The sequence below is a fragment of the Gemmatimonas sp. genome (assembly GCF_027531815.1).
Lineage (GTDB): Bacteria > Gemmatimonadota > Gemmatimonadetes > Gemmatimonadales > Gemmatimonadaceae > Gemmatimonas.
The window spans coordinates 217722-242820 of the sequence record NZ_JAPZSK010000002.1 but is presented as its reverse complement, the minus strand read 5'-3'; the positions used below and the strand labels follow the sequence as shown (position 1 = coordinate 242820).

The following is a 25099-nucleotide window of genomic DNA, read 5'->3' as shown; positions in this document are numbered from 1 at the left end:
ACCCTATATTTCCCCTGCCCGCGCCCGAATCGGGCATTCGCCCCAAGCTGACCTTCTGTGCCGACCTTAGTCCAAGTTGCCCCTCGCATGTTGCGCTGGGCCCGCGAGCGCGCCTCGCTGGCCCCAGCGGAGCTTGCCAAGCGGGTTGGCCTGGTGGTGCGTCGCGTTGAGGCGTGGGAGGAGACCGGCGAACTAAAGTTCGAGCACCTCGAGCGACTGGCAGAGAAGACACACACTCCGGTCGGGTATTTCTTCCTTCCCGAGCCGCCGGCCACCGAGCTTACGATAAGCGACTTTCGTCGCGTCGCGGGCGAGGGCCCCCAGCCCCCTAGCCCCGAATTGATCGATACCGTCAATCAGTGTCAGCTCCGCCAGCAGTGGTTCCGTGAGCACCTGATTGCCGAGGGTGCTGAGCCCCTGACCTGGGTTGGTAGTGCAAACTTGGACACCGCCCCCGTGTCGATCGCACTCGCGATTCGGGCGGCGCTGGAGCTCGATCGCCGCCCGCTCAGCATGAATTGGACCGAGGCCGTCAGGAGCCTCTACCAACGCGCGGAGGAGTTGGGAGTGCTCGTCGTGCGAAACGGGGTCGTGGGAAATAACACGCATCGTAAGTTGCGCATCGAGGAGTTTCGGGGATTCGCACTCAGCGATCGATATGCACCTCTGGTGTTCATTAACGCGGTCGACAGCAAGGCCGCGCAGATGTTCACGCTTGTGCATGAGCTCTGTCATCTGTGGCTTGGGCAGTCCGCCGTGTCCGACGGCGACCCCACCACCAACGTGGCCACCGAGCGATTCTGTAACGCCGTGGCCGCCGAGACGCTTGCGCCAGCCAGTGAGTTCCGTGCGGCATGGGACCCAGCCTTTCCGTTGCCAGAGTTGACGGCGCGCCTGGCGCGCCTCTTCAAAGTGAGCACGCTGGTTGTGCTCATTCGGGCACGTGAGGCCGGGCTCTTGGCAGACGACGTGTTCGAGGCTGTCTACGCTGCCGAACGTGATCGCGTAGGAGAGATCGACGCGAGAGGTGGCGGCGATGGGGGCGACTTCTACAACACCCAGAACGCGCGGCTTGGCGGACGGTTTGCCGCGGCTGTGATTTCTAGTGCTCTTGAGGGCCGCACGCCCTACACCGAGGCGTTTCGCCTGCTTGGCTTCAAGAGCACCGCAACATTTGACGAGTACGCGCGCAAGCTTGGGATTTTGCCCTGATGGCGTACCTATTGGATGCGAATGTGCTCATCGCGGCAAAGCGCGACCATTATCGGTTTAAGACTTTCCCGTGCTACTGGGACTACCTGCTGCAGCGTGCCAATGACGGCGCGCTTCGCAGCGTCGATTCGGTTCGCAAGGAGCTCCTCAACAAGGAAGATGATCTGAGCCAGTGGGTGGAAAGCGCTTGCCCTAAGGTGATGTTCGAAGCACCCGACGGAGCGACGGGCGTTGCGCTCTCGCGATTGGGGATCTGGACGATGGACCCACAGCGCAAGTACACGCCGGCCGCACGAGCGGAGTTCCTGAACGTCGCGGATTCCGTTTTGGTCGCCCATGCGCTCGCGCACGAGCACACAGTCGTTACTCACGAGAAGCCAGAACCACAGAGGATCGGCAAGGTTAAGATCCCGGATGCGTGCAGTGCGATGGGCGTGAGATGGATCGATCCCTACGCCTTGCTCGAAGAGCTCGGAGCGAAATTCTGAACCTGCCGCAGCTCGTCTGAACTGTTCGTGAGCGGCCCCGCGCCCTTCTACGATGGACGAGCGACCTAAGGCCCGGCTTCATCTTGGTGGCCGGACGCGCCGGACTCCCGTGCGTCGCTCAGCGACGTCCACGCCCGCTCGATGGCCCGATTCCACCGCTCCGCTTCCTCCGGAGGGAGATTTTCCTCCGCGTTGACCGACAGTGCCATGGCCGCATAAACGGGGCCGAGCGGATTACGGACCATAGCAGCCTTGGCGAGAGCCTCAAGCACTTGATCGGGGGCGTTCGAGAGTTCCATGCGGTCATGCCTCCTTGGGTGAGCGGCGGCGGCCGGTCGCCTGCGGCGCGACCGGCGAATTGGCGTGGCTGCGGCGGCGACGTGCTGACACCGGGGCCGACGGTGCGGAGGGCGTCCCGCCTTCGCCCTCCCGAATGCCGCTGCCCGCCACGAGGATCTGCTTCACTTCCCCGTCGAAGTGCACGTATGTCTCGTAGGTGGTCGCGAGCGAAGAGTGCCCGAGCCATGCCGACACGTCGGCGATGGCAGCCCCCCGCAAAATCGCCCGAATGGCGTAGCTGTGCCGGCTGTCGCGCAGCCAGTAGTTCTTCACCTTGGCCTTCTTGGTTGCCCGTTTGTGGGCGCGGCTGATCGCGTCGAGCGACAGCCCATCGAACACGAGGTCCTCCGGCTCCAATCCCTCACACGCCCGCACTAGGTACGGCAGCGCCCATGGTTCCACTGGAACACGCATGCGGCGGCGCGTAGCAGCCTTGTTGTTGCCGTCGATGTCGACGTACTGCTGATCGAGGTTCACATCCCGGCGGCGCAGGCGGGGCACGTCTCCGCGATCGGCGCTGGTTCCGTGCAGGAACGCGAACACCCCCTGATACTCCGGGTCCGCCGCTTCCACGATCGCGCGGTCCACATTGTCCCGGACCCAACGGCGGCGCGCCTTGTTCTTCTTTGGGACGCGGATCAGGTCCCGATTCGCGGCTGGGTTGTGACTCAGTACCCCCTGCGCCACCAGGAAGCGGCAGAGGCTCTGGAGCTCATGCAGGTACTGTCGGGCCGTACCGCTGGAGACTCCGAGGGCAGCGATCAGGTTGATGATCGTGCCCTCGGTCAGCTGATCCACGTACACGATCGGCGCCAACGTCGCGGGGGCGAACAGCTTCTCCATGCGGCTCCGGTATAGCGAGACGCTGGCGTCGGACAGTCCGTTGGCCGCACAGCTCTTCAACCAAGGCTCGAGGAAGGGGGAGATCGCGACCCGCTTGAGCAGCTTCTTGAGCACCTGCTGTTTGTTCTGCACCTGCGCCTGGTACAGGTCGAACAGCGTTGTCTTCCCTTCAGCGACCGCGTTGAGGAGCTCGAACTCGCCGCGGTCGCGGAGGTTGGCCACCATGGTGGCCACCTTCAGGGCCGTCGTCCGGTTGGCATACCCGGTGGCGCGGAGCACGGGGCGCCCCTTGCCGACCGTGTTGGGGACGTAGATCGAGAACGTACCGCCGCGCTGCTGGAGCTTGATCGACATTGCGAGGTCCTCAGGCTGCGGTGTCGCGGGCGGTGAGGTACGCGTCGATCACGGCGGCGTCGTACCGGCGAAGGCGGCCCAGCTTGATGAAGGGGATATCGGAGCGCTTGAGCCACGACTCGGATACTTCGAGCTGCTCCTGGACCTGGACGGGCGTGAGCAGCTTGCGAACTCGGAAATCTCCTCCCTTGGACTTCGGGGAGCGGCGCGCTGGGCGCACCAGTTCCGCCACCCGCTCGCGGGTCGCTTTGGCGATGATGCGACCGGCGTCGCTGGTGATCGCGGGGGTGCTGGACGTACGGCGCTTCGAGTTTACTGCCACGAAAACCTCCAAGGGTTGAAGGGTACGTGCAGACTCTTACGGCTTTGGCGCGCCGCGCCAACGCACCCCTCCCGCCCCGTCCTGGCCTTTACTGGCCGCGACAGATTTTTTGCTTGAAGCACCGAAAAGCATTGTCAATCAACAATTTGCGCTAGCGAGCGAAACGAGATACTGAATCTTCGACGATTATAATCGAACAATAATTTACATCGAATTCTTCGTGACCGAGAAGATTCCACGCCACAGAACACAAGCCGATGCATCAACGAGGGCGCTGCGGACGCCATCATGTGGCGTCCGCCGGTCCTACCCAAAGGCATCCAACTGCTCCGCGTCCGCCGCGGGTCGAATCCGTCGAGGATTGCGCCGGCTGGCCTTCGCCGCCGCATCCTCCGCGACGGGTTGCGAGCGGGGAGTTCGCGACGACGGCGCGCCATTCACCCCAGAACGACCCGACGTCTCTGGGACCTCCTCCACCCCCTTGGGAGTGCTCCGGCGCACGGAGGGGCCACCGTCGGTCTCGCGGAGCACACTCTCAGGGCGGTCCACTGCCTTGCTGCCCTTCGGGCGGCCAGGCTTCTTCCCCTTCCGACGAGGTGCCTCCACATCGGTATCTCCAACGGCAGTTGGCTCCCAAAGAACGCGGGGGCGCCGCTGCATCAGCTCTCTTATGCGCTCTTCGCGATCTTGGGCCTTGGTTTCGGTCCCCGATCCGCCAGCCTCGGCAAGCTCGGCCTGCATACGTAGCGTGGCCTCAAAGCTTCCCGTTTTCGGAATAAGCGCGTACACGAAATCACAGCCCAAGACAGCGGCAGTGGCTCGGAGCGCCTCAAGCGTGGCCCCCCCATCACGCTCGCGAAGCTCGAGCGCTCTAACCGATGACCGAGTGATCCCAAGACGGCGGCCGAGCTGTTCGCCGGTCATCCCGAGCGCGTCGCGTATGCTTGCGATCCAGCCCCCGTCGGGCACCGGCCAATCGGCCGCCGACGGTTTGATCTCGACGACCAGTTCGTCGAGCTGGCGTAGCTGCGACTGTTTTGTCGTTGAACGGCGCGGCATATTTGTAGCATTATAATAATCCACTTCGCCGAGGTGGATCATGCGGTCCCATCTTTTCGTTTCGCAGGCTCGATTCAGAGCTCAATGGTGAGCTGGGCGCTCTGGAGCGGAGTCAGTTCCTGACGCATGGGAGCGTTCCATCGAGGCAAGGAACTGCAAAGCTTTACCCGCCCAATCCCCCAGGCGCCAGGCGCGACCCACACGGCTTCACCGGGTAGGAAATGCGCGGGGGAGCGGACGTCCAAAAGGTGCGGCCCCGGAACGGGCGGGGGGCCTACCAGATGGCGAAGCTCTTGGACGGTGTCCGGACAGGTGGTGGCCAGCTGCACACGCGTCGCGGTGTTCGTAATCGCCGCCCGTACCGCGTCGGTGGACCGGCCCGGTAGCCGCTCGCGAATCGCCGCCAGCGACTGGGCGCCGAGAATGGTGGCCCCCCCGAAACCGCGGCAGAGCGCGAGGTACTCGTGATCCGCCACGCCGCCCGCGGTCACTACGACGGGCCACTCGTCGATCACCAATGCGGCCAGCCGCTGCGGTCGACCGTCGGGGAGGCACGCAGCACCGTACAACACGGCGTTGTACACTGCCGACTTGAGGGCGCGGCCGATCGCTGCGCTCTCGTCGCTGGAATCGGCAGGCTGGTAGATCACCACCTCGCCGCGCCGGATGGTCTCGAACAGCGACAAACGCTGAGTCGGCCGCACCGCTGGCAGCACGTCCAACCGCACCGCACGCTGGACCCGCGCGCTCGACAGCGCCCCGACAAGACTCGCTGCAGTCGCCACAACTGAAGTCGCCGTCTCATTGGCCAGCTCCGGCAATCGCCAGAGCGCCTGGGGGGCGAACGACGGCAGGTGCGCCGTCAGCGTCGTGAGTACCAGATCGGCGCCACTTGGCTTGACTGGCAACGGCCCCGCTCCGGGTTCCCTGGCGAGCAGGCGCAGTAGGCAGAGATAGCGGCTGATGGGCAGCTGCGAGGATTGGAGCAGCCGCGCCTCTGGCGCCGTGAGGCGGCCGGCATTCACGCAGGTTTGGGCCAGATCACGCCAGAAGAGTGCTCGCCGGATGTGACCATCGGCTACCCCGCCCCCGATCACGGCAAACTCAAGATCGAGCGCCACGCAGTCGCGAAGGACTTCGCGACCCGAGGTCCGCCAAAACGGATCGCGCACACCCTCCCACGACTCGCCCGCCAGCGCGAGCAGATGATCGGTGTAGACCCCGGCGTCGGCTCGGTCACGGTCGATGGAGCCGAACGCATCGATTGGGGGTGTCCCTTCAGCGGCGATCACATGCACGCCCGCGCACGACGCCAGTACCGGCGATGCGAGCTCTCGCTTGGGGTCGATCACGACGACGGCACTGCGATGCTCAAGAGGTGCGGCCTCTCGCTCCCGGAGCAACCCGAAAAGCAGCGGGGCCAGCACGGAAGCGGTCTTGCCGCTGCCTGTCGAACCGAGCACGAGGATTCCGCGTGTAAGAGCCGCACGGTCAACCGTGAGCCCAATACTCGCGAGCTCGGGCACATCGACCGGCGTTGTCAGGTCGAGGGGCTTGGTCATCCGTGGAACCCCACGCGCCGAGGGCGGACCACGCCGCCTCGCGGCGGCTCGCCGACCAACAGACGCTGACGTATGGGTTCCGGGGCCTTGAGATCGACCTCCACGCCACCCTGCTGTGCCGCACGGAGCACCGCCCCGACATGTTGAGCAGCGCGCGAACGCCAGCGTGCGTACGAGGCGTCGAGTGTCACCCGCGAGTAACAGTAATAGTGGCAGGCGGCATCGAGGTATTCGACGAGGTGCACTGCGGTCGGAAGATCGACGAGGCCGGTCACCACAAGGTCGAGCGAACGCGCGTTGAATCGCGGAATGATGGTCGTATTCATGGCGCGGCCTCCTGTATCGAGCGTGACGAGGACGTTCCCCGCGGATCCCTCACCGCGGGGGGCATGCGGACGGGCGCGTCGAGCAGCGCGGTGAGCGAATGCGTGGTGACATCGGTGCGCGTGGGCGGCGCCCCTAGGTCGTTGAGCAGCGTCTCCCACCAGCGACGGAGCGCCTGGGGATCGGTCGGGTGTCGGAGCCCGACGAGCCGGAGTAGTGGCCACGCGCCACCTGTGGGGCAGCGGCCGTCCCGCCGGATCGCCACCGCCAGCTGGCGGGCGTGAGCGGCGGTCGGGCGCTTACGGGCCACATTCGCGAGGGGGCTCTCCTCTTGCCCGTCGGTGAACAGCACCACCACCGTCTGCCCATCGGGGATGGTCTGGCTCGTGGCCACCGCGTGGCACACCGCGTCCACCACGGCGGTACGGGAGCCGGGATCGGACGCCCGGGCCCTGCCGGTGGCCGCGATCAGGGCATCCGACAGCCCGCGGGCGACCTGGTCGTGCTCCTTGCGACTCATCCTCGTGGAAAGCCCCAGCCCGCTCGACAGGCGTTCGGCGACGCCACCTGGCACGACCGTATCGAGCACCGGGGCATCCGGCGCCCGCCCGCCAAGTGCGTAGAGCGTCAAACGGTCCCCAGGGCGAAGCTCCCAGGAAAGCCGGCGGAGCGATTGGTGCCAGGCGGTATCGGGGACCGAGGCGGAAACGTCCGTGTACAGGAGGACGACCCGAGGGCCGATGGCCTCCATGCCGGCGGCAAGGCGCTGGTGCACTCCTTCCACGCCGGCGGAGTTGCAGGCAGCGAGCCCAAGGGGCAGCAGCAGTACGAGGGCGAGGGCACGCCAACAGCGCGGCATCAGCGGTGCCCCCCGATCAGCGGTGGGTACGCCGCAGAACACCCGGTCGTCGCTCGCGGGGCAAGCGCTGAGCCGCCCAGGCGCACGAAGGTGCGCTCGAATTCGGCGTGGGTCGCCTCGGCGTTTGCGACCAGCTCCACCTCACGCTGGGCGTGCGCGGCCTCGAGCCGGCGCAGCTCGGCGACGGCCGCGTCGTACTGGCGGATGGTGCGATCGCGCAGACGTCGCGCCTTCGGGAGACCTGGCACCGGCGAAGCGTGCAGGTAGCCGTCGATCAGGGGGAGGGTGAGAATCACCGCCTGTAAACCGGCCGATGTGAGCAGGGCGGCCGTTCGGCCCTCCTGGACATCGGCGACGCGGCTCAGAGTGAGCCCAACCCCGAGCACGATGGCAACACCGAGCGCAAGGAGCACCAGCGCGGCGTCGCTAGCCTCCCATCGGCGACGCCAGACGACAGCCCGCCGGACCGTAGACCCGGCGCGCGACAACAACGCTGCCGCGATCGGCGCCGCGGCCAGGCTGGAGCAAAACAGCGCAATTGGCGTCTCGGAGAGACTTGTGGCTCCCAGGCTACCAAAGACCAGGAACGCCTCCGCTATCAACGCCGCAACGAGCAGCAGTCGGAGCACCCAGCTCGGCGCCTCTTCGACGGCCCCGGGCGGCACCATGGCCTCGAGGCGGGTCACCTGCGCAGCGGCATCTTGGGCGCGCTGCGCGAGCGTGGGGAGGGCCGCGCGGAGGCGAGGGATCCGCGGTGAACTCTCGCGCCCAGCGCGATGGCTCAGCAGCGCGCCATCGGTGACGCTAGCAAGACGGCGGCGGGCGGGTTCCGCGACGGCCGTCCCCTCCTGCCGCGCAGCGGCATGCGCGGTGACGGTGGCCAGCCACCGGGCGCGGCGGGGGGTCGGGCGCAGGCCGAACACTGCGAGCAGAGCGCCGGCAAACCACGCACGAGCGGAAAGCGACGGCGAAGTACGGCGTGTGGGGGAAGCAACGGCCAACATCGAGGGGCTCCGGTTTGGGGAGCCCTAGCCTAGCGGTGCCGCCCGGCCACGCCACGACACCCTCCCCCGGCGCACCGGTGAGGGATCCGCGGGGCGAGGGCCATGGAAGCCGAGCGGCCCCGGCATACTGGATCTCAGCATTCACGTACTGCCGTGGGGGGCTTGGGCCAGCCTCAACCCTACCGCCAGAATGTGAGTCGCGCCGGTTCAGGATTCAGGGCGTAGGCCAGCACAGCAGCGTGCGAGGTCACAGTGGCTAGCCATCTGGCGCGGCGGGGGCCGGGCGCATGCCGAACAGGGGGAGTCGAGCGCCAGCGAACCACGTGCGGGCAGCTGGCCCCCGTTCGAGTGGGCGAGCCAAGCAAACAGTTGAAAAAGACATGGGGCTCCGGTTGAGGGAGCCCCACGCTGGCGGCGGCACTTTACGCCGCCCTCGACCACACTGCTGGTCAGGTCACGAGCTCCTCGACCGACCGGGCGACCTTGTACACCGCGGGCGCTTCACCAACCCGCAGCGCATTGAAGTGCGCCTTACCGCACTCGATCTTGGCGCTCTCTTTATCGCGCAGATCCTCGGCGAACAGGCTGCTCTTCGTCTCAACCACCAGGTACAGCCGCTCCGCACCGTCCTTCTCCACGAGCACCGCCCAATCGGGGTTGTAGCTACCGAGGGGGGTAGGGACGCGGAACCAGCCCGGCAGCTTCGCATAGAGCTTGATTGCTTCGTTCCGTTCGAGGTCGTTGGCGAAGGCCGCCTCAGTCCCCGAGTCGTACACGACCTGCTCATACACGGACTTGGTGGTGCTCTCGATCATGTTCTTCAGGTAGCCAGTCAGCTCCTCCTGCTCGAACAGTTCCTGGGCGTAGTAGTGGGCATCGCCCAACCGCTCGTACTTGATGCCGTCCACGATCGCTAATCGCTTACGCCGGTTGATCGCTTCGGCAGCCAGCTCGATGAACGCCTGGGGATTTCGCTTGAAATCATCCAGCCGCCCACTGCCCGTCAGCACGCGGTAGATGGTCCGACGTGTGAGCTGCGTGCGGTCCTGTAGCTGCGTGAGGAGATCGGGCAACTCGATGTCGGACTCGTCCAGAACAACCGTCTGGGCCCCAGCACGCTCTGTCGCCTCGATGCCGGCTTTCCCGATCGCGATATCGGCCTTACGCCACTGGAGGCGGGTCTTGGGAATCGCGGGGGCGTCGCGCAACGCGCGGGTGCAGTCCTCCACCAGCTTCTCGTTGTCAAACTCCACCCGGTACGTCGTCTTGTGCTTAATGCGATCCCAGAGCGCCTTGAACTCCGCACTTTGGAGCACGGCCTGCCGCGGCCGCACCTGGCGGCGTTCATCGGCGTTCTTGACTTCGAGGCGCCCCGCCAGCTTGCGCACGATGTGCTCGATCTGGGCCGCCTGGGTCGCGTACTCCGCCGGGATGCTCACCGCGCCAGCCTTCAACGCGACTCGCAAGGCATCCTGCACGTTACCCCTCGCGTCTATGTAGCCCTGAGCCTTGAAGTGCTCCCAAATGGCCTTCGACGGTTCCATGCCCAAGGCGGACGTGCTGCCGTCGCCCGCCACCACGATGACCGAGGCAAACTGGTGCGGTTCGACAACGCCAAAGCGGATACCGGTGTCCTCCTCGATCTCCTTCTGCAGATTCGCCGCGAACTGCTCGTAGCTCTCCGTCGCGATCACGGTCAATGTATTGACATCGAACCCGCGCAAACGCTGCCCGTCCTGATTGACGCACAAGCGCAATCCACGACCGATCGTCTGCCGCCGCTCGCGCTCGGTTCGCATGTCCCGCAGCGAACAGATCTGGAAGACGTTGGGGTTGTCCCATCCTTCACGCAGCGCAGAATGGGAGAAGATGAACTTGAGCGGTGTCTCGAATGACAGCAGCCGCTCCTTGTCCTTCATGATGAGGTTGTACGCCTGCTCCGCGGCCTCGCGCCCGCCCTGATTGCTCTCAGACGTGTCCACCAGCTGCTTCGATCGCTTGTCCACGGAGAAGTAGCCTTCGTGCACCTCCTGCGCGGCACGACTCAGATCGACTTCTGCGAACAGCGTGCGATAGTCTGGGTGGTTGCCCAGGCGCCGGTACTCTTCTTCGAAGATCCGGGCATACTCGCCCTTGACCGCATTGCCGTCAGCGTCGTACTGCCGGTACCGGGCTACCTCATCGATGAAGAACAGCGACAACACCTTGATCCCCTGAGGGCGCAGGCGCTTTTCCTTGTCCAAATGCTCCTTGATGGTGCGCCGGATCATCTCTCGATGCACCGACAGCCCATCGACGTCACCCCAGGCTTCACCGGGCTTCAGATACACTTCACCGCCGGGGACACGCAGCTCCACAAACTGCTCCCCACGCCCCGCACGGATTTCTCCGATGCGGCAGTCCCGATAGACAGCGCGCCCGGAGGTCTGCTCGAGATCGTCGCCATCAAAGACGGTGACCTCGCGGCGCTGCACCCCGCTCCTGCCCTGCACGTCCAGTTCAACTACCGCGCTGATCGACCCGCGGCGACCGCCGACCGATACGAGTCTGACATACGGCCGATTGTGCCCATCTTCGACAGTCGCAGCAGCCACCTCGATCTGCTTCACCAGCCGACGCTCATACGCGTCCACCGCATCGAGCCGGTAGACCATGTGGTGCTTGTCGGCGTGCGTGGCCGAGTAGCGAAGCGTGCACAGCGGGCTCATGGCACCAAGCGCCTGCTTTCCGGCTCCCTTGAGGCCACCGTCTACGCTCTGCGGCTCGTCGACGATCACGACCGGGCTCGTCGCCTTGATCAGATCAATGGGCTTTTCGCCGCCGGTCTTCTCGCTGTCCTTATAGAGGTTGTTGACGTCCTGCTTGTTGATGGCACCAACGGTGACCACCATGATCTGGATGTGCGCACTTGTCGCGAAATTGCGAACCTGACCGAGCTTTGCTGAATCGTAGAGGAAAAACTCAAATGGCACTCCAGAGTAGAGCGCCTTGAAGTGATCCTCCATGATCTGGAGCGACTTGTATACGCCCTCCTTGATCGCAATAGACGGCACCACAATCACGAACTTGGTGAACCCAAACCGTCTGTTGAGCTCAAAGATCGTGCGCAGGTACACGTAGGTCTTGCCCGTCCCCGTCTCCATCTCGACCGTGAAGTCGCCCGAGGCGAGCGTCCCCGACGGGGCCAGACCGTTTCGAATCTGCACCACATTCAGGTTTCTCAGCAGCTCGTCGTCGAGCAGCGTGAGCCGATTACCTACGCCGAGATCGGTGTGGGCGAACCCCAACCGCATCTGGGCGTCATGGGGATCACGCGTGACGGTGAACTCCGTGCGGCAGATCTCCTGCCCACGGAACAGGTCGCAAACAGACTCGATCGCGTGGAGCTGGTAATCCAGGTCCGATTCAAAATGCAGTTTCATCGAAAAGCCACCGTCAGAGGCTCCGTACGGTTGCGATTCCGTGTTGCTCCAGTATCGCCGCCATGTTGGTCTTCGCCACGTCATCCGCGAAGGCACTGTCCCTGAAGACACACGTGGTGTCGCCAGCGGGCCTCAACGCCGCTCGCCACTCCACCATGGCCTGCGCCAAGTGGTCGACGTGTTCACGACCGATCTGTGCAGACAGGCAAGCCATCAGCACGCCGCCCCCAACCGAATGGATGGTATGGCCGCCCAGGGCCTTCGAATCGATCGGTACGCAGAGATCAAGGCCCAGCTTCAATAGCAATTCGTAAAGGACGTCAGACTCCGTCCGTCCTGGCTTGAGGTGCTCCACCGCGTCGAGCAGTGTCCCATCAAGGTCGCCGCGATCCGGCGCCCAAGAACGAATGTTGCTGGAATCAAGCTTGAACACGCGAAATCCAAGATCGCCAGCGAACATCGGGTTTTCCGCCTTGATCTTCGCGGCAGCGCGCCGGATCCTCTCTTTTGTGATCTCCGCAATAGTGCGCGGCTTCCCCAGCCTATCGCAGAATTCAGCTGCCGCCTTTTGATCTCTGTTCGCTACATCAAGTGGCTGAGGAAGCTGAACTAATATGAATCGTCGCGTACCGCCATCTACGACGTTCTGGGCGAGAACGGCGTGTGCAGTGGTGCCTGTGCCTGCAAAAAAATCGACGACGACTGCATCCGGATCCGCTCCGATCAACACAAGGTCGCGGATCAGCGAGCGAGGTTTAGGAGGGCTATCAAAGACGTTGCTTCCCAGAAGAGACGAAAGCTCCGCTGTACCATTGCTGCTACTATACTCCGGCTTGTATAGAACTGACTTTGGTTTGCTCGTCGGAAGATCACCTAATGATGCGCGCTGCTTCTTGTAGATGGTCTTCCCGCCTCGACCGTCTACCACGATGAGATTATACGGCTCTTCGTTAATCTTCCTCTTGCTCCACGTCCACGAGAGCTCTTCGCCTGCCTCATTACGCGGCCACAGCTCAATGTCAGCCTTTGAGCGGGGCTTATCATCTTCGGTTGCGTATACGCTCCCCTCGGCAGCGATGAACACCGGGAACCAACCGTTCGGCCGGCGTTCGCGCGAGGCATCCTGCCCCGTCCGCCTAAGAGTGTCGGCTCGCTTGTAGAGACCACGCTCGTCCTCGAGCCAGTCGTCAAGGGAGTCTTCGGGAACAGGCAATTCATGGACACAGCAACTGCTTCTATCTCGCGAGTATACAACCGTGAACTCGTGGGTATCTGCGAATGCAAATGCATCGTTGTTTCCCTTCAAGTTCATTATCGTCGGCAAGAGTCCGATGAAGTTCTCCGCACCGAAGAGGTCATCCATCACAGAGCGAAGGTTTGCAGCCTCAGAAGAGTCGATTGAGATAAAGATGATACCTGAGGGTGACAACAGGCTCTGTGCGAGCTTCAGCCTCGGATACATCATGTTCAACCAGTCAGTATGAAAACGCCCGCTGGCCTCCGTATTGCTGCTGATTCTCGCTCCTCCCTCCAGCTGTCCCGTTAGCTCCAGGTAGTTCTTGATGCTTTCCTGGAAATTGTCGGGGTACACGAAATCCTTGCCCGTGTTGTAGGGCGGATCGATGTAGATCAGCTTCACTTTCCCTGCATAGCTCTTCTGCAGAAGCTTGAGCACCTCGAGGTTGTCGCCCTCGATCATCAGGTTCTGCGTGGTATCCCAGTCCACGCTGTCCTCTGGGCACGGCCGCAGCGTGCCGGTTGACGGGGTGAGCGCCAGCTGCCGTGCGCGGCGCTTACCATGCCAGTTGATGCCAAACTTCTCCTCCGCATCCGTCACGGTCTTGTCGCCCACAAGCGTCTTGAGCACATCCACGTTGACGGCCGCGCCATTCGGGCCTTCCGTCACCAGCTCAGGAAACATGGCCTTCAGGCGCTCAATGTTTTCGGCCACCAGATCAGGAGACCGGGTCGCGGGGTCGGCCGCCGTCAGCTTCTCCATCGTCATCGTAACCCTCGTCAAAGTCTTCCGAGCGCCTCGGCCCGTTCGGCCTCAGCGCGCTTGAGTTCTAGATTCAGCGCCACCTGCCGCGCCATCTGCTTCTCTTTGGCCGCCGCCGCCCGCAGCCTCGCGATCTCAGCATCGAGTCGGAGGATCTCGTGAAGGGCAGTCCAACGCGCCTGCCGGCCCTCTTGTGTGGGCAATATGGAGTAGCGCCCTGACAGTCGGGCGGCGTCCAGCGCCAGCAACGCATCCAACCAGCCGTGATAGAGCGCGAGGAGGGAGGTCCGCGGCTGCCGGCTTACGGCCAGCGCAGCAGCGAAGTCACTCCGATGCGCGGCGCTCTCCCGCGGTGCGTCTACCGTGATGGGGTCGCCGTCGAGCACCGTCTTACCCGCTTCGCTCTGCGACCAGCGCTTATGCGCCACCGATACCTGGGTCCGCCCGTCGGCGTCTGCTACCGCGAGTACTGGGTACGGGATGGCACGATGGAGCAGCTCGAGCAACCGGTCTGCCTTTCCTTCGCCCCGGAACGTGACCCGGATGACCGCTATCTCAAGGTACTCACGCGCCGCATCGTGGTAGGCCCCCACGCCGATGGTGGTCGGCTTGAGCGCGGCCACCCACTGAATCTGCTCGATCCCCTCATTGATCCGACGCTTATCTGCGGCCGTGGGGGCGCCATGCTCCCCAAGCAGCGTCTTCGGGATGCGACGATCCACTCGTGCCGCGGCTGGCAGTTCCAGCGCGGCGACCACCTCATCGCCTGTCACGTCGCGCCCTCGGGAAGGATCACCAGATAAGCCAACACCTCGAAATCATCGGCGCCCGCGAACTCCCCAGCCAGCGCGTGCGTCCCCCCTGGGCTGAACAGGCTCGCAACCGCACGCTCTTCGCTCTTTCCCACAACGGAGGCGACGGCCGCGGAAAGCAGCCGCTGGGCGTGGCGCATGTCAGCGCCGCCTTTCGTCTCCCGATCGAGGCGTGCGCACGCCCCCGCATCAGGTAGATCTCGGCCATGTGAGACGCGCTTGAGTCGGTCGAGGATCTGTTTTGCCTGCGTATAGGGCAGAAGCACAGCGCCATCTTCCCCCACGTGCACCAAGTAGTGCGGGGCCAACGGATATCCCCCTTCTGGGAGCCGTGCCGCCGCCTCGCCTTCGGCTCGCAAGCAATAAATTATCCCTGGTGGGACCTCGACGTCGCTGGTCGTCGTCACCGCAGACACCCCGATGGGGACCGACGCCAGTACGTCCGGATTCGCCTTCCGGAACTCGGCCAGATCGATGCGGAAGTCCGTCAGGGTCAGATCAGCAATGGAAACCCCCGTAGAAAGGTCCTCGAGGTCGATCACGGCGTCCTGCAGCTTCAGCAGCTGCTTCTTGCGATACTCCAGATCGTTCATCTGGTTACCGGACTGCTGCTCGATCAGGTTCTCCTCGCCAGTCGCCGAGATATCGAGGAGTACCATGCGCCCGCTGACCCGCTGCTCCAGGTTGATGTATTCCTCCAGCTCCATGTTGGGCCAGAAGTTCACCAGCTGGATACGAGCGTTGGGAGAGCCAATGCGATCGATGCGCCCGAATCGCTGAATGATGCGAACCGGGTTCCAGTGGATGTCGTAGTTGATGAGCCAATCGCAGTCCTGGAGGTTTTGCCCTTCAGAGATGCAGTCGGTAGCAATGAGGAGTTCAATTTCACCCTCGGCTGCAAGGTCCTCTGGTCTTTCCTTCGCGCGGGGCGCGAACGCGGTCAGAATGGACGCCAAGTCCCGGCGCAGCCCCGGCAAGGTGGCTTGATTGCTGCCGGTCCCCGTGACCAACGCGGTGTCCACACCCAGCTGCGCCTTCGCCCACGGCGCCAGCTGCTCGTAGAGATAGCGGGCGGTATCGGCGAAGGCCGTGAAGACAAGGACCTTTCGGTTCCCTTCGTTGAGCGGCCTACGATGCTTGTGTGCGATCACCTCGCGCAGCGCCGCAAGCTTGGCGTCGCGCTCGGCCGTCACGTCACGCGCGGCGGCAACAAGAGTAGCGAGCCGATTGCGGTCCTCGATCAGGTCCTGCTTCCAACGCACGAGGTCCATGTCCTGCAGTAGCACTTTGACCTTGCGGCCCACCATCAGGCTCTCGAAGGCCGGGTCATCGACATCAACGTCGTCGATATCGATCTCTTCCAGCTCGATCGACTCTCCTTCGATGCGACGAAGCGTCGCCTGGACGTCCTGGAGCTGGCGCTCAACGGTCAACGCGAACGCGAAGACTGAGCTTTCCATGCGCTTCAGCAGATTGACGCGGAGCAGGTGAATCAGACTCTCCTCGCGGTCTACCTGTCGGAAGAAGCCGGTGCCACCCTTCACCTGCGTACTGTACTTCCGGTCGTAGGCTTCCTGCTTGTGCGGGAGGACGTACCGCAGCGGGGCGTACGCCGCGAGCTTGAGGCGGCGAATCTCCAGATTGATATCGTGGATAGCCGGGAATGTTCGGTCCCGGTCCACATCGGCCTTGATGTTGATGGGCTTCATGCGGTCGGGGAACCGGCCGGTTTCGGAAAGCCCGTAGTACTTCTCGATATGCCGGCGCGAACGGGCGATCGTCAGGAGATCGAGGAGCGTGAAATAGTCGAAGCCCAACATCTCAATTAACCGCGTGGGCGTCCGCTCAGACTCATCCAAGTCCAACCAGCGGTTGAACTGCTTTTGCGCCAGCCGCGTGGTGCTATCAATACTGCCAATACCATGCTCTAGGAACGCAGCATCGTTGCCCTCGGTCGCGAACACGATCTGATTCCGAAGGTCCGCCATGCGGTTATTGACCGGGGTCGCGGACAGCATCAATACGCGCGTCTTCACCCCCTCGCGGATGATCTTGCGCATCAGACGATCGTAGCGTGTCTCTCCGCCCGCTTGTGGGGTCTTCTTGTTCCGGAAGTTGTGGGACTCGTCGATGACGACCAGGTCGTAGTTGCCCCAGTTCACGTGCGACAGATCGATGTCGCCGGAGAGCCCCCCGTCACGCGACAGGTCCGTGTGGTTGAGCACATCGTAGTTGAAGCGGTCGCCCGCGAGCACATTACGACGGTCGTTCGCCTTGTACAGCGTCCAGTTGTCCCGCAGTCGCTTGGGGCACAACACAAGGACCCGATCGTTGCGCAGTTCGTGGTACTTGATGATGGCGAGTGCCTCAAACGTCTTTCCGAGCCCAACACTGTCGGCGATGATGCAGCCCCCAAAGCGATTGAGCTTGTCGATGGCCCCCACGACACCGTCGCGCTGGAACTTGAATAGCTTCTTCCACACCTGCGTGTTCCGAATACCGGTCGCGGACTTGATGACCTGCTCTTCGTCGAGCTCGTCGCCGCGCGCCGAAAGCAGGTGGTGCAGCACCGTCGTATAGACAAGGTGCGGGTCGCGATGCCGAGCAATCTCCTCGAGCAACGCCAAGAGCGACGCTTTTGACTCTGGCGTATCTGGTAGCGCGGCCCACTGGGTATCGAACCATTGGGCGAGTGCACCGGCCTCCGCCGCGTTCTCTGTCGCCTGGATCAGGCCGAGCGGGTTTCCGGGCGCAAGCCCAAGGCCGTCCGAGGACAGCGCGACTGCCCCCATCAGCGATTGCACCGGCGAGCCCGATGCATCCCTGAGGACCACCGTCCCCTGCGGGACACCGTTCTTGGCGAGGCGTACCTCGGCATGCCGCTCGATCACGGAGCGCAGCTTGGCGGCGAGCCAGCGGCCCCCGAGGCGATTCCTCGCAGCACGATCTTCGCTTGCCCCTACCAGCGCGTGCCCATCCAGATCGCGAGGGAGGACCAACCGGCAAGTCGGTGGTAGGGCGTCGCTTCCAAGTAGCTCACCGCACGCAAAGATCGACAAGGCCCCAGAGACCACGTCGAGCTGATGGCCACCGCTGATCAACGGTCGAACGAGGTCGATCACGCGATCATTGCCCGTGTTCGGAACAAGTCTCAATGTCGGATTACTCCCCTATTGGGCATGGCGGTCGTAAACGTTGTGGCGTGATCACTTCGCTTTGTCAGCGTTCGTACATAGCATCGAGGGTGATCAATCGTATCCGGGCATCCTCGCTTGCACGCGAAGTGAAGTCCTCGGTAAAGCCTGCCGCCGAGAAGTAGATGTACCCAGCGGATTTCGTAGCAGCGAGCGCATCCTTCGCCCATCCCTGCCCTGACGCGGCAAGGTCTTCGAGGTCGCGCATCAGATCCGTATGCACTGCGGCGTCCACCGGCTTGGATGACCATTTCACCTCCCCGGTCAGGATGCGGCCGTCGTCCAACCGTGCCACAATGTCGATCTCGATGGGGCGGCGGTTGCGATCCTTTCCCTCCCATCGCGCCCAATCGACAGCGCCGGGCAGTCCCCACGTTTCGTGGTGGCGCGTGTAGGCCTCGCGACAGATTCCTTCGAAGACCTTCCCCATGTAGTCGTTGAGCAGTGGTTCGACGCGCTTTGTCCACACCTGGCGGGCGCCCCCCGTCTCCAGCCGGCTGCGATTCGGCTGCACGAAGCGATACCAGAAGCGTACGGCGGGGTCTGCGATGCGATGCTGCCACGCCGCCTTCTCATGCGCGTCGAAATTGCGCTCGCGGGCGATGAGCTCAAGCCCTTCGAGAATGGCCACACGACGCACCGCATTGGCTCGATCGCCAAGCCCCGTGGCCTGCACGATCTCCTCGAGCTGCGTCTTGCCGCCGGCAATCGCCGCCAACAGGGCGCGATACTCGGCGGGCTCGCGGATGCCCTTCTCCTGCTCGATGATGCGATCGAGCTGCAAGTGCACCTCGCCCCGCGGCGAGAGTACCGACTCGACAACCCGATCGGCCAGCGATTCCCCCGGCTTGATGGTCGCCAGGAAGCGCGGGGTCCCCCCGAAGATGCCGTACACCTGCGCGGCCTCGCGGGGCGACCGGTCCGGCACCATGGCCGCGGCGTCGTAGTAGTTGAAGGGGCGCAGCCGAGCCGCCCAGGTCCACCGACCGTAGAGCGGGCCGTCACCGGCTTCGAGACGTTCCATCGTGGCCACCTCGGAGCCGCACAACACCAGCATGAGCGGGCGCCCCCGCAGCTCACGGTCCCACACGGCCACGAGATGCGACACGATGTCGTCTTCCTTGGCCATGAGGTACTGGAACTCGTCCAGCACCACCACCAGCGGCTCGTCCGTGGCGAGGTCGGCCAGCAGCCGAAAGACCGTCCGCCAGCTAGGGTAGTTGGCCGGATCGGTATCGACGCCCTCACCCACCTGCGCGCGCAGCTCCCGCAACAGCTCCTGCCGGTTCAGCTCGGCGGTGGTGTCCGCGGCCAGAAAATAGAAATGCCGGTGGCCCCGCCAGGCGTGGTCGAGCAAGAAGGTCTTCCCCACGCGCCGACGCCCGTACAGCAGCGCAAGAACCGGCCGGCGCTCATCGGCCAGACGGCGCAGCTCGGCCAGCTCCGTTTCACGATCGACCAGCTCTGGCCGGACGGGCGGCGCGGCGCTTGCGGGGGCGCCGGCAGTGGAGCGCCTCTTGGTGGGGCGGGCGGGCAAGAGAGATGTCGGCGGGGAAAGGTTGGCCGAAGCAGATATGAAACACGTACAGTATATGCTACACGCGTATCATACTCCAGACGCCACAGGGCGACTGACTCCCTAACCTACCGCCTTGCCAGCCCGCCGGCTCGCCGGGCACCCACCTCCCTACCACTCACGGGCGTTCGCCGCGGATCCCTCACCGCCCGAGGAGCACCTCTCGGGCTACGGCTGCAATCGGTCGAGCTCGTTCATGAAGGCATACCACGTCCCCTGCGCTGGTACCCACGTGAACGGGGTGAAGGGGACGGACTTGGCACCGCTCGACAGCGCGTCTAGCCAAGCCGCATCGAGTTCCTCGATCACCGCCGCCATCCCGATCCGCCCGAGGGCCCCCTCCAGCGTTCGAGCGTCGACGGGGGCGCAGCCGACCATGCCCGCCCAGGTGGGCAACAGGCGCGCGACGATCGCTACCGGCAATCCGCCAATAAAGGTTGCCCATGGCTGTCGGCCAGGCGGTGGGAAGAGACCGCGCCGACCACACGCCCAGTCCCATAGTGTCTGACCGCGGTTCTTGGCGAATAGCCCCCGTGAGGGCCGTTCCTGAGGGGGGAGTCGATGCAGCAGCTCGTATAGCTCAAGCCAACGGTCGGCGGGCCGGTGGACATACCCGGGGAGGTGGAGCACGTGAGCCGGATCCGCAGTTCCGGGCCGAGGTCCGAGACGCACTCTGGTGGCTGGAGGGATCCGGCCCGCCGTCGGACCTATACGGCGATTACGGGTCGCTTTCGGCCGTGGACGAGCCCCTATTCGTGGCTCCGTCGGCAGTCGCGCTTTCGCTGTTGCAAATCGTACTCGATCAGGTTGACGCCCACGTGCACGTTTCTCTGGCGCGCTGAGGTCAGGGGTGCAATGCCGCGTGAGTTGCCGTAGTCCATGACCGCCCCCCTGGCAGAACTGTCAGGGGGCGGGTGCATCATGAGCGGGAGCGCCTCCGCAGCCTCGGCGCCAGCCTTCTGACCCTTGAAACCGTCCGATAATCAATGACGACTCCTACCCCGCGTTCATTTCGTGCTGTCGCCAGCACCTCGGCTGCATCGACCGCCCTTCCACGCCCGTTGGGTACACGGCAACCGCCCCTCACGCACAGCCACCTGCGCGTCACTTATGCCGTCAGTCTAGCCCTCGACGCCTCCCGCGGGGCAACTGGCATCCTGCGCTCGATTGCGAACTGGATCGCGACAGATCGCCGGGAAGCGATCCCGGCCGAGGCGCTCACCCATAACGGCAAGTACCCGCTCCCGAGCGGGGCTGTGGTCGACGTGCTCTACACCGACTCACAGTCGCCTTACCTGCACGCAGTTCGGTATGCTCATCCTGATGCCAAGATCCCGGGGCGCCTGTGGATCACAGAAATAGGCATCAGGGCAGAAGAGGGGGCGACCGCGATTCAGGCGACTGTGGTGCTGGCCACCCAGGACATTGCCAGCAGTGCCCTGCCTCAGGTCGCCGCGACCCGCCCACGCGTTGTCGGCCGACTGTTGGCGGCGAATGCCCCGCTCGTCGGGACGCCTGGTCTCGAGACCCGCTCGCTCGACCTCAGCAACGTCGAGAGCTTTCTTGCCCACCTGCGCGACCCACGCCGCACCGCGCCGTTGGTCGTCATCAGCGCACCGCCCGGCGGGGTCCCGCTCGTCGATGTCCAACAGCTTCGTGTGCTGGCCTGCGGCATTGCCGACGTATATGCAATCGCCGGCACGGTCGATACGCACACGCTCGCGGACCGTGCCGGGCGCGATGTGATCCCGTGGGGCGGCGGTGTACGAATTCTTTACCCCGCCTCCAGCGGTCCCTATGCGGATCAGGTGCCGGCGCAGACGTTCCGCCCTGTCGATCTCGATGATTGGCGTGTGGAGGGAGATGACCCTACGCGTCGGCTCTTCGCGAGTGTAGCCGCCCGCACCGCGCGTACGAACGCCAGTCGTCACATTACCATCGAGGCGGTTCGAGAGGAGCAGATTCGGCGGCGCGTGGCCAAGGAGCGCGACCGCCATCAGGCATTGGCAAATCGTACCGCATTCTCCGCCGCGCAGGCGGAGATGGCCGACCTAACGGCAAGCATCAACGAACTCCAAGCCGATGTGAGGGATTTCGAGGTCATCCTGGAGGAACGAGACCAGGAGATCGCTCAGAAGAACTCAGAGCTCGAGCAATTGGAATTCGAGCGCGACGAGCTGCGCGAGCAGCTCAGTACCGCCCAGAGTAAGGCGCGCGGACTTGAGGGGAGCATGAGCCAGTTGCGCGATCGCCCCCGTGACGGGGCTCAGGTGTTGGACGAGGTGACACGTGATTCCATCGTCGCGATTGCGGGAGACGCTGGAACGATCGTGGATGCGCTTCGGGCAGCGGCGTGTTTGTACGGCGATCGTCTTGTCGTGCTCGATTCGGCGTGGAAGTCCGCCGATGCGGCCAAAGGATTTCGAAAGGTCCGCAAGGCCTTCGATCTGCTCCGCCGCCTTGGGAGCGATTACTGGGCGAACCTGGCGTCTGGCAAGCCTGATTCGCAGGCCAAGGAGGTGTTCACGAAGAATGAATTCGCCCCCGATGAATCCGACACGGTGGCCAACAACAAGCGTGGTCGGAAGCTTCGAACGTTCAATTACAAGGGCCAGCCGGTGGAGATGCTGCCGCATCTCAAGATCGGGGTCAAAGACAGCGAATATGAGACGCTGCGCATCCACTTCATGTGGGACGCTGAGGCCCGCGTGATCGTGATTGGCCACTGCGGGGCCCACATCAACTTCGATTGACCCGCACGCGACGCTCTGTGGTCGGTCGAGGCTCGTTCATCTCCGACGACGCCTCACCGAAAATCCGGGGGGGGCGTCGGTGTCTTGGTTGGCGACTTCGGAACTCAGCCGTCATGACGCGGGCCCCTCAGAGTGGACTTATTTACCTAAGGTCGCGGCCAGACCAAATAGACGCGCCCCACCAACCCGATCGGTATCCCGTTGTCCTCTACCTTCGACTTGGTGGCCAAGTCCCTTTGGTGCCAGATCGACTCTCGCAAGACGACCTTCACGATCCACGGCCACCCCAAAGCCACAATCGACGGCTAAACGATTATCCGACAATCATTTAAAACACCAGGCGCCCGTGGAAACCTGAAGCTGCCTAATGTTTTCGGAACTCTTGCCGATGATACCATGTAGTAGTATCATGCGTTGCTGGTGAGCGTAATGACTTGCCCCGACGACATGAACAATCGACAGCGGACCACCCTCAAGGCCGTTTTTGAAGATCCGGTACGCTCCAACATCGAGTGGACTCAGATCGAGAGTCTTTTCATAGCGCTTGGCGCAGCGATCTCGCAGGGAAACGGATCACGAGTCCGCGTTGCCCTAAACGGCGTTCGAGCGGTCTTCCACCGACCGCATCCAGAGAAAGAGACGGACAAAGGCGCAGTGAAGTCAGTCCGCCAATTTCTCTCCTCAGCAGGAGTCAACCCATGATGGAATACAAGGGATACATCGCGAAGGTCGAGTTTGACGACGAGGCAGGCCTTTTCCACGGCCAGGTTCTTCACACTCGCGATGTCATCACTTTTCAGGGTACATCCGTCGATGAGCTCAGGACTGCATTCAGGGAGTCTATCGACGATTACCTCGACTTTTGCGCCTCACGTAACGAGCTCCCAGAGAAGCCGTTCTCAGGAAAGTTTCTCGTTCGAATCGATCCTGAGCTGCACCGTCGGGTTGCCACAGCCGCTTCACTGGCAGGCGAGAGCTTGAACACTTGGGTGGCACAGTGTTTTCAGCGGCAGATAGATCCTCAGCCGACGGTCAATCGTGTCACTGTTGCCATCGTGGACCGGCACTCTGCGAAAACGTTCTATCAGCGAGAGATTCCCCGCAGCTTGTCTTTCGACGCTGTGCGTTGGACTGATTGCTCGAGGGGGCGCAATCCAAACCAGTTCCGCCAAAACAACTTCACGTTGGTTAACCAGCTGATGGCTGCCGAACATGAGGAGCCCACTGCGTTTCGTGGACGGGAGTACTCCAGTGTCTCGTGACGCCTCGAAAGACATGCACAGCGCAGGGTTGAAGGTTTCACCCCCTGAGCTGTGGCAGCTCAGCTTTACCCGCCATGAATTGAGCGAGGCATTCAGCACGGAGTTTCCTCCACTGCTTTTTGGCCTTGGCCTCAACCGCATCACTTCTCATTCTCTTGGCGTTGAACTCAGCATCGAGATCAAAGACTTCAAGCCACTTACACTCCGTGCCAGCTACCGCGCGGTCTTTGAGCTCGAAGATAGCGTCGACCCGAACGACACTGATCAGCAGCTTCGATTTGTCGCCGCGCAGGTCGGCCCTTCTATTCTCTATCCGTTCATTCGTGAGACGGTCGTCAGCACCGTGGTAAAGGCGGGGTTACCGCCGTTACTTCCGCCCGTGGTGAACTTTCGATCGGTCTTCGATCCAAATCAGATCGCACTTCCGGAGCTTGTGGACTCCGGAGATCCGAAGGCAAATGACTAACTGAGAGTAATCGCCCCAGCTCGTGAACCAACGAGCTGGGGCGATTACTCTCAGCTCGTGAGGGCCAGCTGAATGCCCAGGAACCGAACAACTTGTAGACGAGTCTTGAGGATCCGGACGCATGTGACAATCGGCAGCACAACGGCTCTACGATTTATCAACCAAACCGCCGCTTGTCGAAGCAGGATGTAGTACAAACTGTCGTACCACCCTGCCCTGTCCTGACCCGTTCTGCCCGCTCACGCCCCTCTGGTGGATCCCCCGCCTTCCCTACGGATTCAGCCTTAGGAGCTGGCGGGGCAACCCATCCCGGTTCGAGTCCGGGCGTTCGCATTGGCGGCACCAGCGCGCTCCTGGGCGTTCGCACGTCGTACTGGCGATGGGCGTGCCGCAATGCGATACGCGGCGCCGCCCTACGGCTCCCCCGTGAGCGGGTCCACCATCTCCACCCACGGAAAGCGGGCAAAGTCCGTATCGCGGGTGCAGATCCGACGAATGCCGTGCTCACGCATCAGCACCGCTGTTTCGGCGTCGTGCCACAGATTGCCACCAATCACGGGGACCTCGGCCACCGCTTCTGCCAGTACGGCCGCATGGCGCTCGGTAGGCACCAGCATGGACAGCCCCGGAGACCGCTGGATCGCCGTCAGGAACTCGTTCGCCGCCTCGCTGCTCCACGGCTGCCGAAAGACGCGCGGGTGCGTCACGATGCGCAGGAACTCGTAGCAGTTGCCCCATGTGAGGTACCAGGCACCGGCCTGACGCCGCCACCGCTCCAGCAGTGCTCGGCAGCGCAGGTGCTCGGGCGCGTTGGCATCGGCGGCATACACCAGCACGTTGGTGTCGACCACGAACACCTACCGCCCCTCCATCTGGCGGTACAGCGCCTCGCGGTCGGACACATCCACCAACGCCCCGCCGGACTGGAAGCTGGGCAGGGGCGGCAGCTCCGCGGCCGCCGGCGCCCGTCGCAGCAGCTGTCGCAGCGCCGTCTCCACCAATTCGGACATGGTGCGCCCAGTGCGCGCGGCCTCGCGACGCAAACTGGCCATGACCGTGTCGTCGATGTTCAGGGTTGTCTTCATATGGATAACCATACCGCATGTACGGCTAACCATCAAGGATGGAGCCCGTCGCAACGGGGGGTACGCCCGCATCAGGCAGGCGGTGTACGGCAACGCCCTCGCGTCCCACCGCGCGCATAGCCCGCGCTCCGTGGCGGAAGCGTTCGCGCACGCAGCAAGAGTGG

At 63.5% G+C, this 25099-nt stretch carries 22 protein-coding genes; 6 read left to right on the top strand and 16 right to left on the bottom strand.

What is annotated here, in order from left to right:
* Positions 1-87: 87 nt before the first annotated feature.
* Together O9271_RS02250 and O9271_RS02245 are read left to right on the top strand one after the other, a co-directional pair.
* Positions 88-1212: an XRE family transcriptional regulator gene (locus tag O9271_RS02250; protein WP_298265790.1), complete on the top strand. Its 1125-nt coding sequence runs from the start codon at positions 88-90 to the stop codon at positions 1210-1212.
* Complete coding sequence (locus O9271_RS02245) at positions 1212-1700, top strand: DUF4411 family protein (RefSeq protein WP_298265788.1); 489 nt, start codon at positions 1212-1214, stop codon at positions 1698-1700. Before O9271_RS02250 ends, O9271_RS02245 begins: the two co-directional genes overlap by 1 nt.
* 65 nt (positions 1701-1765) lie before the next feature.
* On the opposite strand, the gene O9271_RS02240 is transcribed toward O9271_RS02245, so the two are convergent.
* From O9271_RS02240 to O9271_RS02175, 14 genes are all read right to left on the bottom strand, one after another.
* Positions 1766-1999, bottom strand: a complete 234-nt coding sequence (locus tag O9271_RS02240; RefSeq protein ID WP_298265786.1) for a hypothetical protein — start codon at positions 1997-1999, stop codon at positions 1766-1768.
* Positions 2000-2003: 4 nt separating this feature from the next.
* Positions 2004-3236 (bottom strand): tyrosine-type recombinase/integrase, encoded by a 1233-nt coding sequence (locus O9271_RS02235; protein ID WP_298265784.1) that lies wholly within the window; start codon positions 3234-3236, stop codon positions 2004-2006.
* 10 nt (positions 3237-3246) lie between these two features.
* Positions 3247-3558 (bottom strand): hypothetical protein, encoded by a 312-nt coding sequence (locus tag O9271_RS02230; RefSeq protein ID WP_298265783.1) that lies wholly within the window; start codon positions 3556-3558, stop codon positions 3247-3249.
* 306 nt (positions 3559-3864) lie between these two features.
* Entirely contained in the window at positions 3865-4659 is a 795-nt protein-coding gene (locus tag O9271_RS02225) for a helix-turn-helix domain-containing protein (protein ID WP_298265781.1), read from the bottom strand.
* 32 nt (positions 4660-4691) lie between these two features.
* Complete coding sequence (locus O9271_RS02220) at positions 4692-6179, bottom strand: type IV secretion system DNA-binding domain-containing protein (RefSeq protein WP_298265779.1); 1488 nt, start codon at positions 6177-6179, stop codon at positions 4692-4694.
* A complete protein-coding gene (locus O9271_RS02215) occupies positions 6176-6505 on the bottom strand; it encodes a hypothetical protein (protein WP_298265777.1) in 330 nt (109 codons plus the stop codon). Before O9271_RS02215 ends, O9271_RS02220 begins: the two co-directional genes overlap by 4 nt.
* A complete protein-coding gene (locus tag O9271_RS02210; protein ID WP_298265775.1) occupies positions 6502-7362 on the bottom strand; it encodes a hypothetical protein in 861 nt (286 codons plus the stop codon). Before O9271_RS02210 ends, O9271_RS02215 begins: the two co-directional genes overlap by 4 nt.
* Entirely contained in the window at positions 7362-8366 is a 1005-nt protein-coding gene (locus O9271_RS02205; protein ID WP_298265773.1) for a hypothetical protein, read from the bottom strand. The genes O9271_RS02210 and O9271_RS02205 overlap by 1 nt, the downstream gene beginning before the upstream one ends.
* A gap of 449 nt (positions 8367-8815) precedes the next feature.
* Positions 8816-11788, bottom strand: coding sequence for a DEAD/DEAH box helicase family protein (locus tag O9271_RS02200; protein ID WP_298265770.1), 2973 nt, complete (start codon positions 11786-11788; stop codon positions 8816-8818).
* Between the two features lie 13 nt (positions 11789-11801).
* Positions 11802-13787 (bottom strand): site-specific DNA-methyltransferase, encoded by a 1986-nt coding sequence (locus O9271_RS02195; protein ID WP_343213862.1) that lies wholly within the window; start codon positions 13785-13787, stop codon positions 11802-11804.
* Positions 13788-13804: 17 nt separating this feature from the next.
* Positions 13805-14560, bottom strand: a complete 756-nt coding sequence (locus tag O9271_RS02190) for a DUF4391 domain-containing protein (RefSeq protein WP_298265767.1) — start codon at positions 14558-14560, stop codon at positions 13805-13807.
* The gene (locus tag O9271_RS02185) at positions 14557-17754 is read right to left on the bottom strand and encodes a helicase-related protein (protein WP_343213859.1); all 3198 of its coding nucleotides are present in this window, start codon (positions 17752-17754) and stop codon (positions 14557-14559) included. The genes O9271_RS02190 and O9271_RS02185 overlap by 4 nt, the downstream gene beginning before the upstream one ends.
* Before the next feature lie 64 nt (positions 17755-17818).
* The gene (locus O9271_RS02180; protein WP_298265763.1) at positions 17819-19330 is read right to left on the bottom strand and encodes an ATP-binding protein; all 1512 of its coding nucleotides are present in this window, start codon (positions 19328-19330) and stop codon (positions 17819-17821) included.
* Positions 19331-19537: 207 nt separating this feature from the next.
* The gene (locus tag O9271_RS02175; protein WP_298265761.1) at positions 19538-19792 is read right to left on the bottom strand and encodes a hypothetical protein; all 255 of its coding nucleotides are present in this window, start codon (positions 19790-19792) and stop codon (positions 19538-19540) included.
* A gap of 563 nt (positions 19793-20355) precedes the next feature.
* On the opposite strand from O9271_RS02175, the gene O9271_RS02170 reads away from it, so the two are divergent.
* From O9271_RS02170 to O9271_RS02160, 4 genes are all read left to right on the top strand, one after another.
* Complete coding sequence (locus O9271_RS02170; protein WP_298265759.1) at positions 20356-22122, top strand: hypothetical protein; 1767 nt, start codon at positions 20356-20358, stop codon at positions 22120-22122.
* 447 nt (positions 22123-22569) lie between these two features.
* The gene (locus O9271_RS18430; RefSeq protein ID WP_343213861.1) at positions 22570-22824 is read left to right on the top strand and encodes a type II toxin-antitoxin system HicA family toxin; all 255 of its coding nucleotides are present in this window, start codon (positions 22570-22572) and stop codon (positions 22822-22824) included.
* Positions 22821-23384 carry a type II toxin-antitoxin system HicB family antitoxin gene (locus tag O9271_RS02165; protein WP_298265757.1) on the top strand — a complete coding sequence of 188 codons (564 nt, stop codon included), beginning with the start codon at positions 22821-22823 and terminating at the stop codon, positions 23382-23384. Before O9271_RS18430 ends, O9271_RS02165 begins: the two co-directional genes overlap by 4 nt.
* A complete protein-coding gene (locus O9271_RS02160; RefSeq protein WP_298265755.1) occupies positions 23374-23850 on the top strand; it encodes a protein-export chaperone SecB in 477 nt (158 codons plus the stop codon). The genes O9271_RS02165 and O9271_RS02160 overlap by 11 nt, the downstream gene beginning before the upstream one ends.
* Before the next feature lie 413 nt (positions 23851-24263).
* Here O9271_RS02160 and O9271_RS02155 read toward each other — a convergent pair whose 3' ends face one another.
* Positions 24264-24707 (bottom strand): TA system VapC family ribonuclease toxin, encoded by a 444-nt coding sequence (locus O9271_RS02155; RefSeq protein WP_298265753.1) that lies wholly within the window; start codon positions 24705-24707, stop codon positions 24264-24266.
* Entirely contained in the window at positions 24708-24935 is a 228-nt protein-coding gene (locus tag O9271_RS02150; RefSeq protein WP_298265751.1) for a ribbon-helix-helix protein, CopG family, read from the bottom strand. It abuts the gene before it with no gap.
* Positions 24936-25099: the final 164 nt, after the last annotated feature.

Bases quoted from the DNA above. Each gene is read 5' to 3' on its own strand.
- O9271_RS18430 (WP_343213861.1), top strand. From the start codon at position 22,570: ATGAACAATCGACAGCGGACCACCCTCAAGGCCGTTTTTGAAGATCCG.
- O9271_RS02165 (WP_298265757.1), top strand. From the start codon at position 22,821: ATGATGGAATACAAGGGATACATCGCGAAGGTCGAGTTTGACGACGAG.
- O9271_RS02240 (WP_298265786.1), bottom strand. From the start codon at position 1,999: ATGGAACTCTCGAACGCCCCCGATCAAGTGCTTGAGGCTCTCGCCAAG.
- O9271_RS02245 (WP_298265788.1), top strand. From the start codon at position 1,212: ATGGCGTACCTATTGGATGCGAATGTGCTCATCGCGGCAAAGCGCGAC.
- O9271_RS02220 (WP_298265779.1), bottom strand. From the start codon at position 6,179: ATGACCAAGCCCCTCGACCTGACAACGCCGGTCGATGTGCCCGAGCTC.
- O9271_RS02235 (WP_298265784.1), bottom strand. From the start codon at position 3,236: ATGTCGATCAAGCTCCAGCAGCGCGGCGGTACGTTCTCGATCTACGTC.
- O9271_RS02200 (WP_298265770.1), bottom strand. From the start codon at position 11,788: ATGAAACTGCATTTTGAATCGGACCTGGATTACCAGCTCCACGCGATC.
- O9271_RS02150 (WP_298265751.1), bottom strand. From the start codon at position 24,935: ATGAAGACAACCCTGAACATCGACGACACGGTCATGGCCAGTTTGCGT.
- O9271_RS02170 (WP_298265759.1), top strand. From the start codon at position 20,356: ATGACGACTCCTACCCCGCGTTCATTTCGTGCTGTCGCCAGCACCTCG.
- O9271_RS02205 (WP_298265773.1), bottom strand. From the start codon at position 8,366: ATGTTGGCCGTTGCTTCCCCCACACGCCGTACTTCGCCGTCGCTTTCC.
- O9271_RS02210 (WP_298265775.1), bottom strand. From the start codon at position 7,362: ATGCCGCGCTGTTGGCGTGCCCTCGCCCTCGTACTGCTGCTGCCCCTT.
- O9271_RS02225 (WP_298265781.1), bottom strand. From the start codon at position 4,659: ATGATCCACCTCGGCGAAGTGGATTATTATAATGCTACAAATATGCCG.
- O9271_RS02195 (WP_343213862.1), bottom strand. From the start codon at position 13,787: ATGGAGAAGCTGACGGCGGCCGACCCCGCGACCCGGTCTCCTGATCTG.
- O9271_RS02250 (WP_298265790.1), top strand. From the start codon at position 88: ATGTTGCGCTGGGCCCGCGAGCGCGCCTCGCTGGCCCCAGCGGAGCTT.
- O9271_RS02215 (WP_298265777.1), bottom strand. From the start codon at position 6,505: ATGAATACGACCATCATTCCGCGATTCAACGCGCGTTCGCTCGACCTT.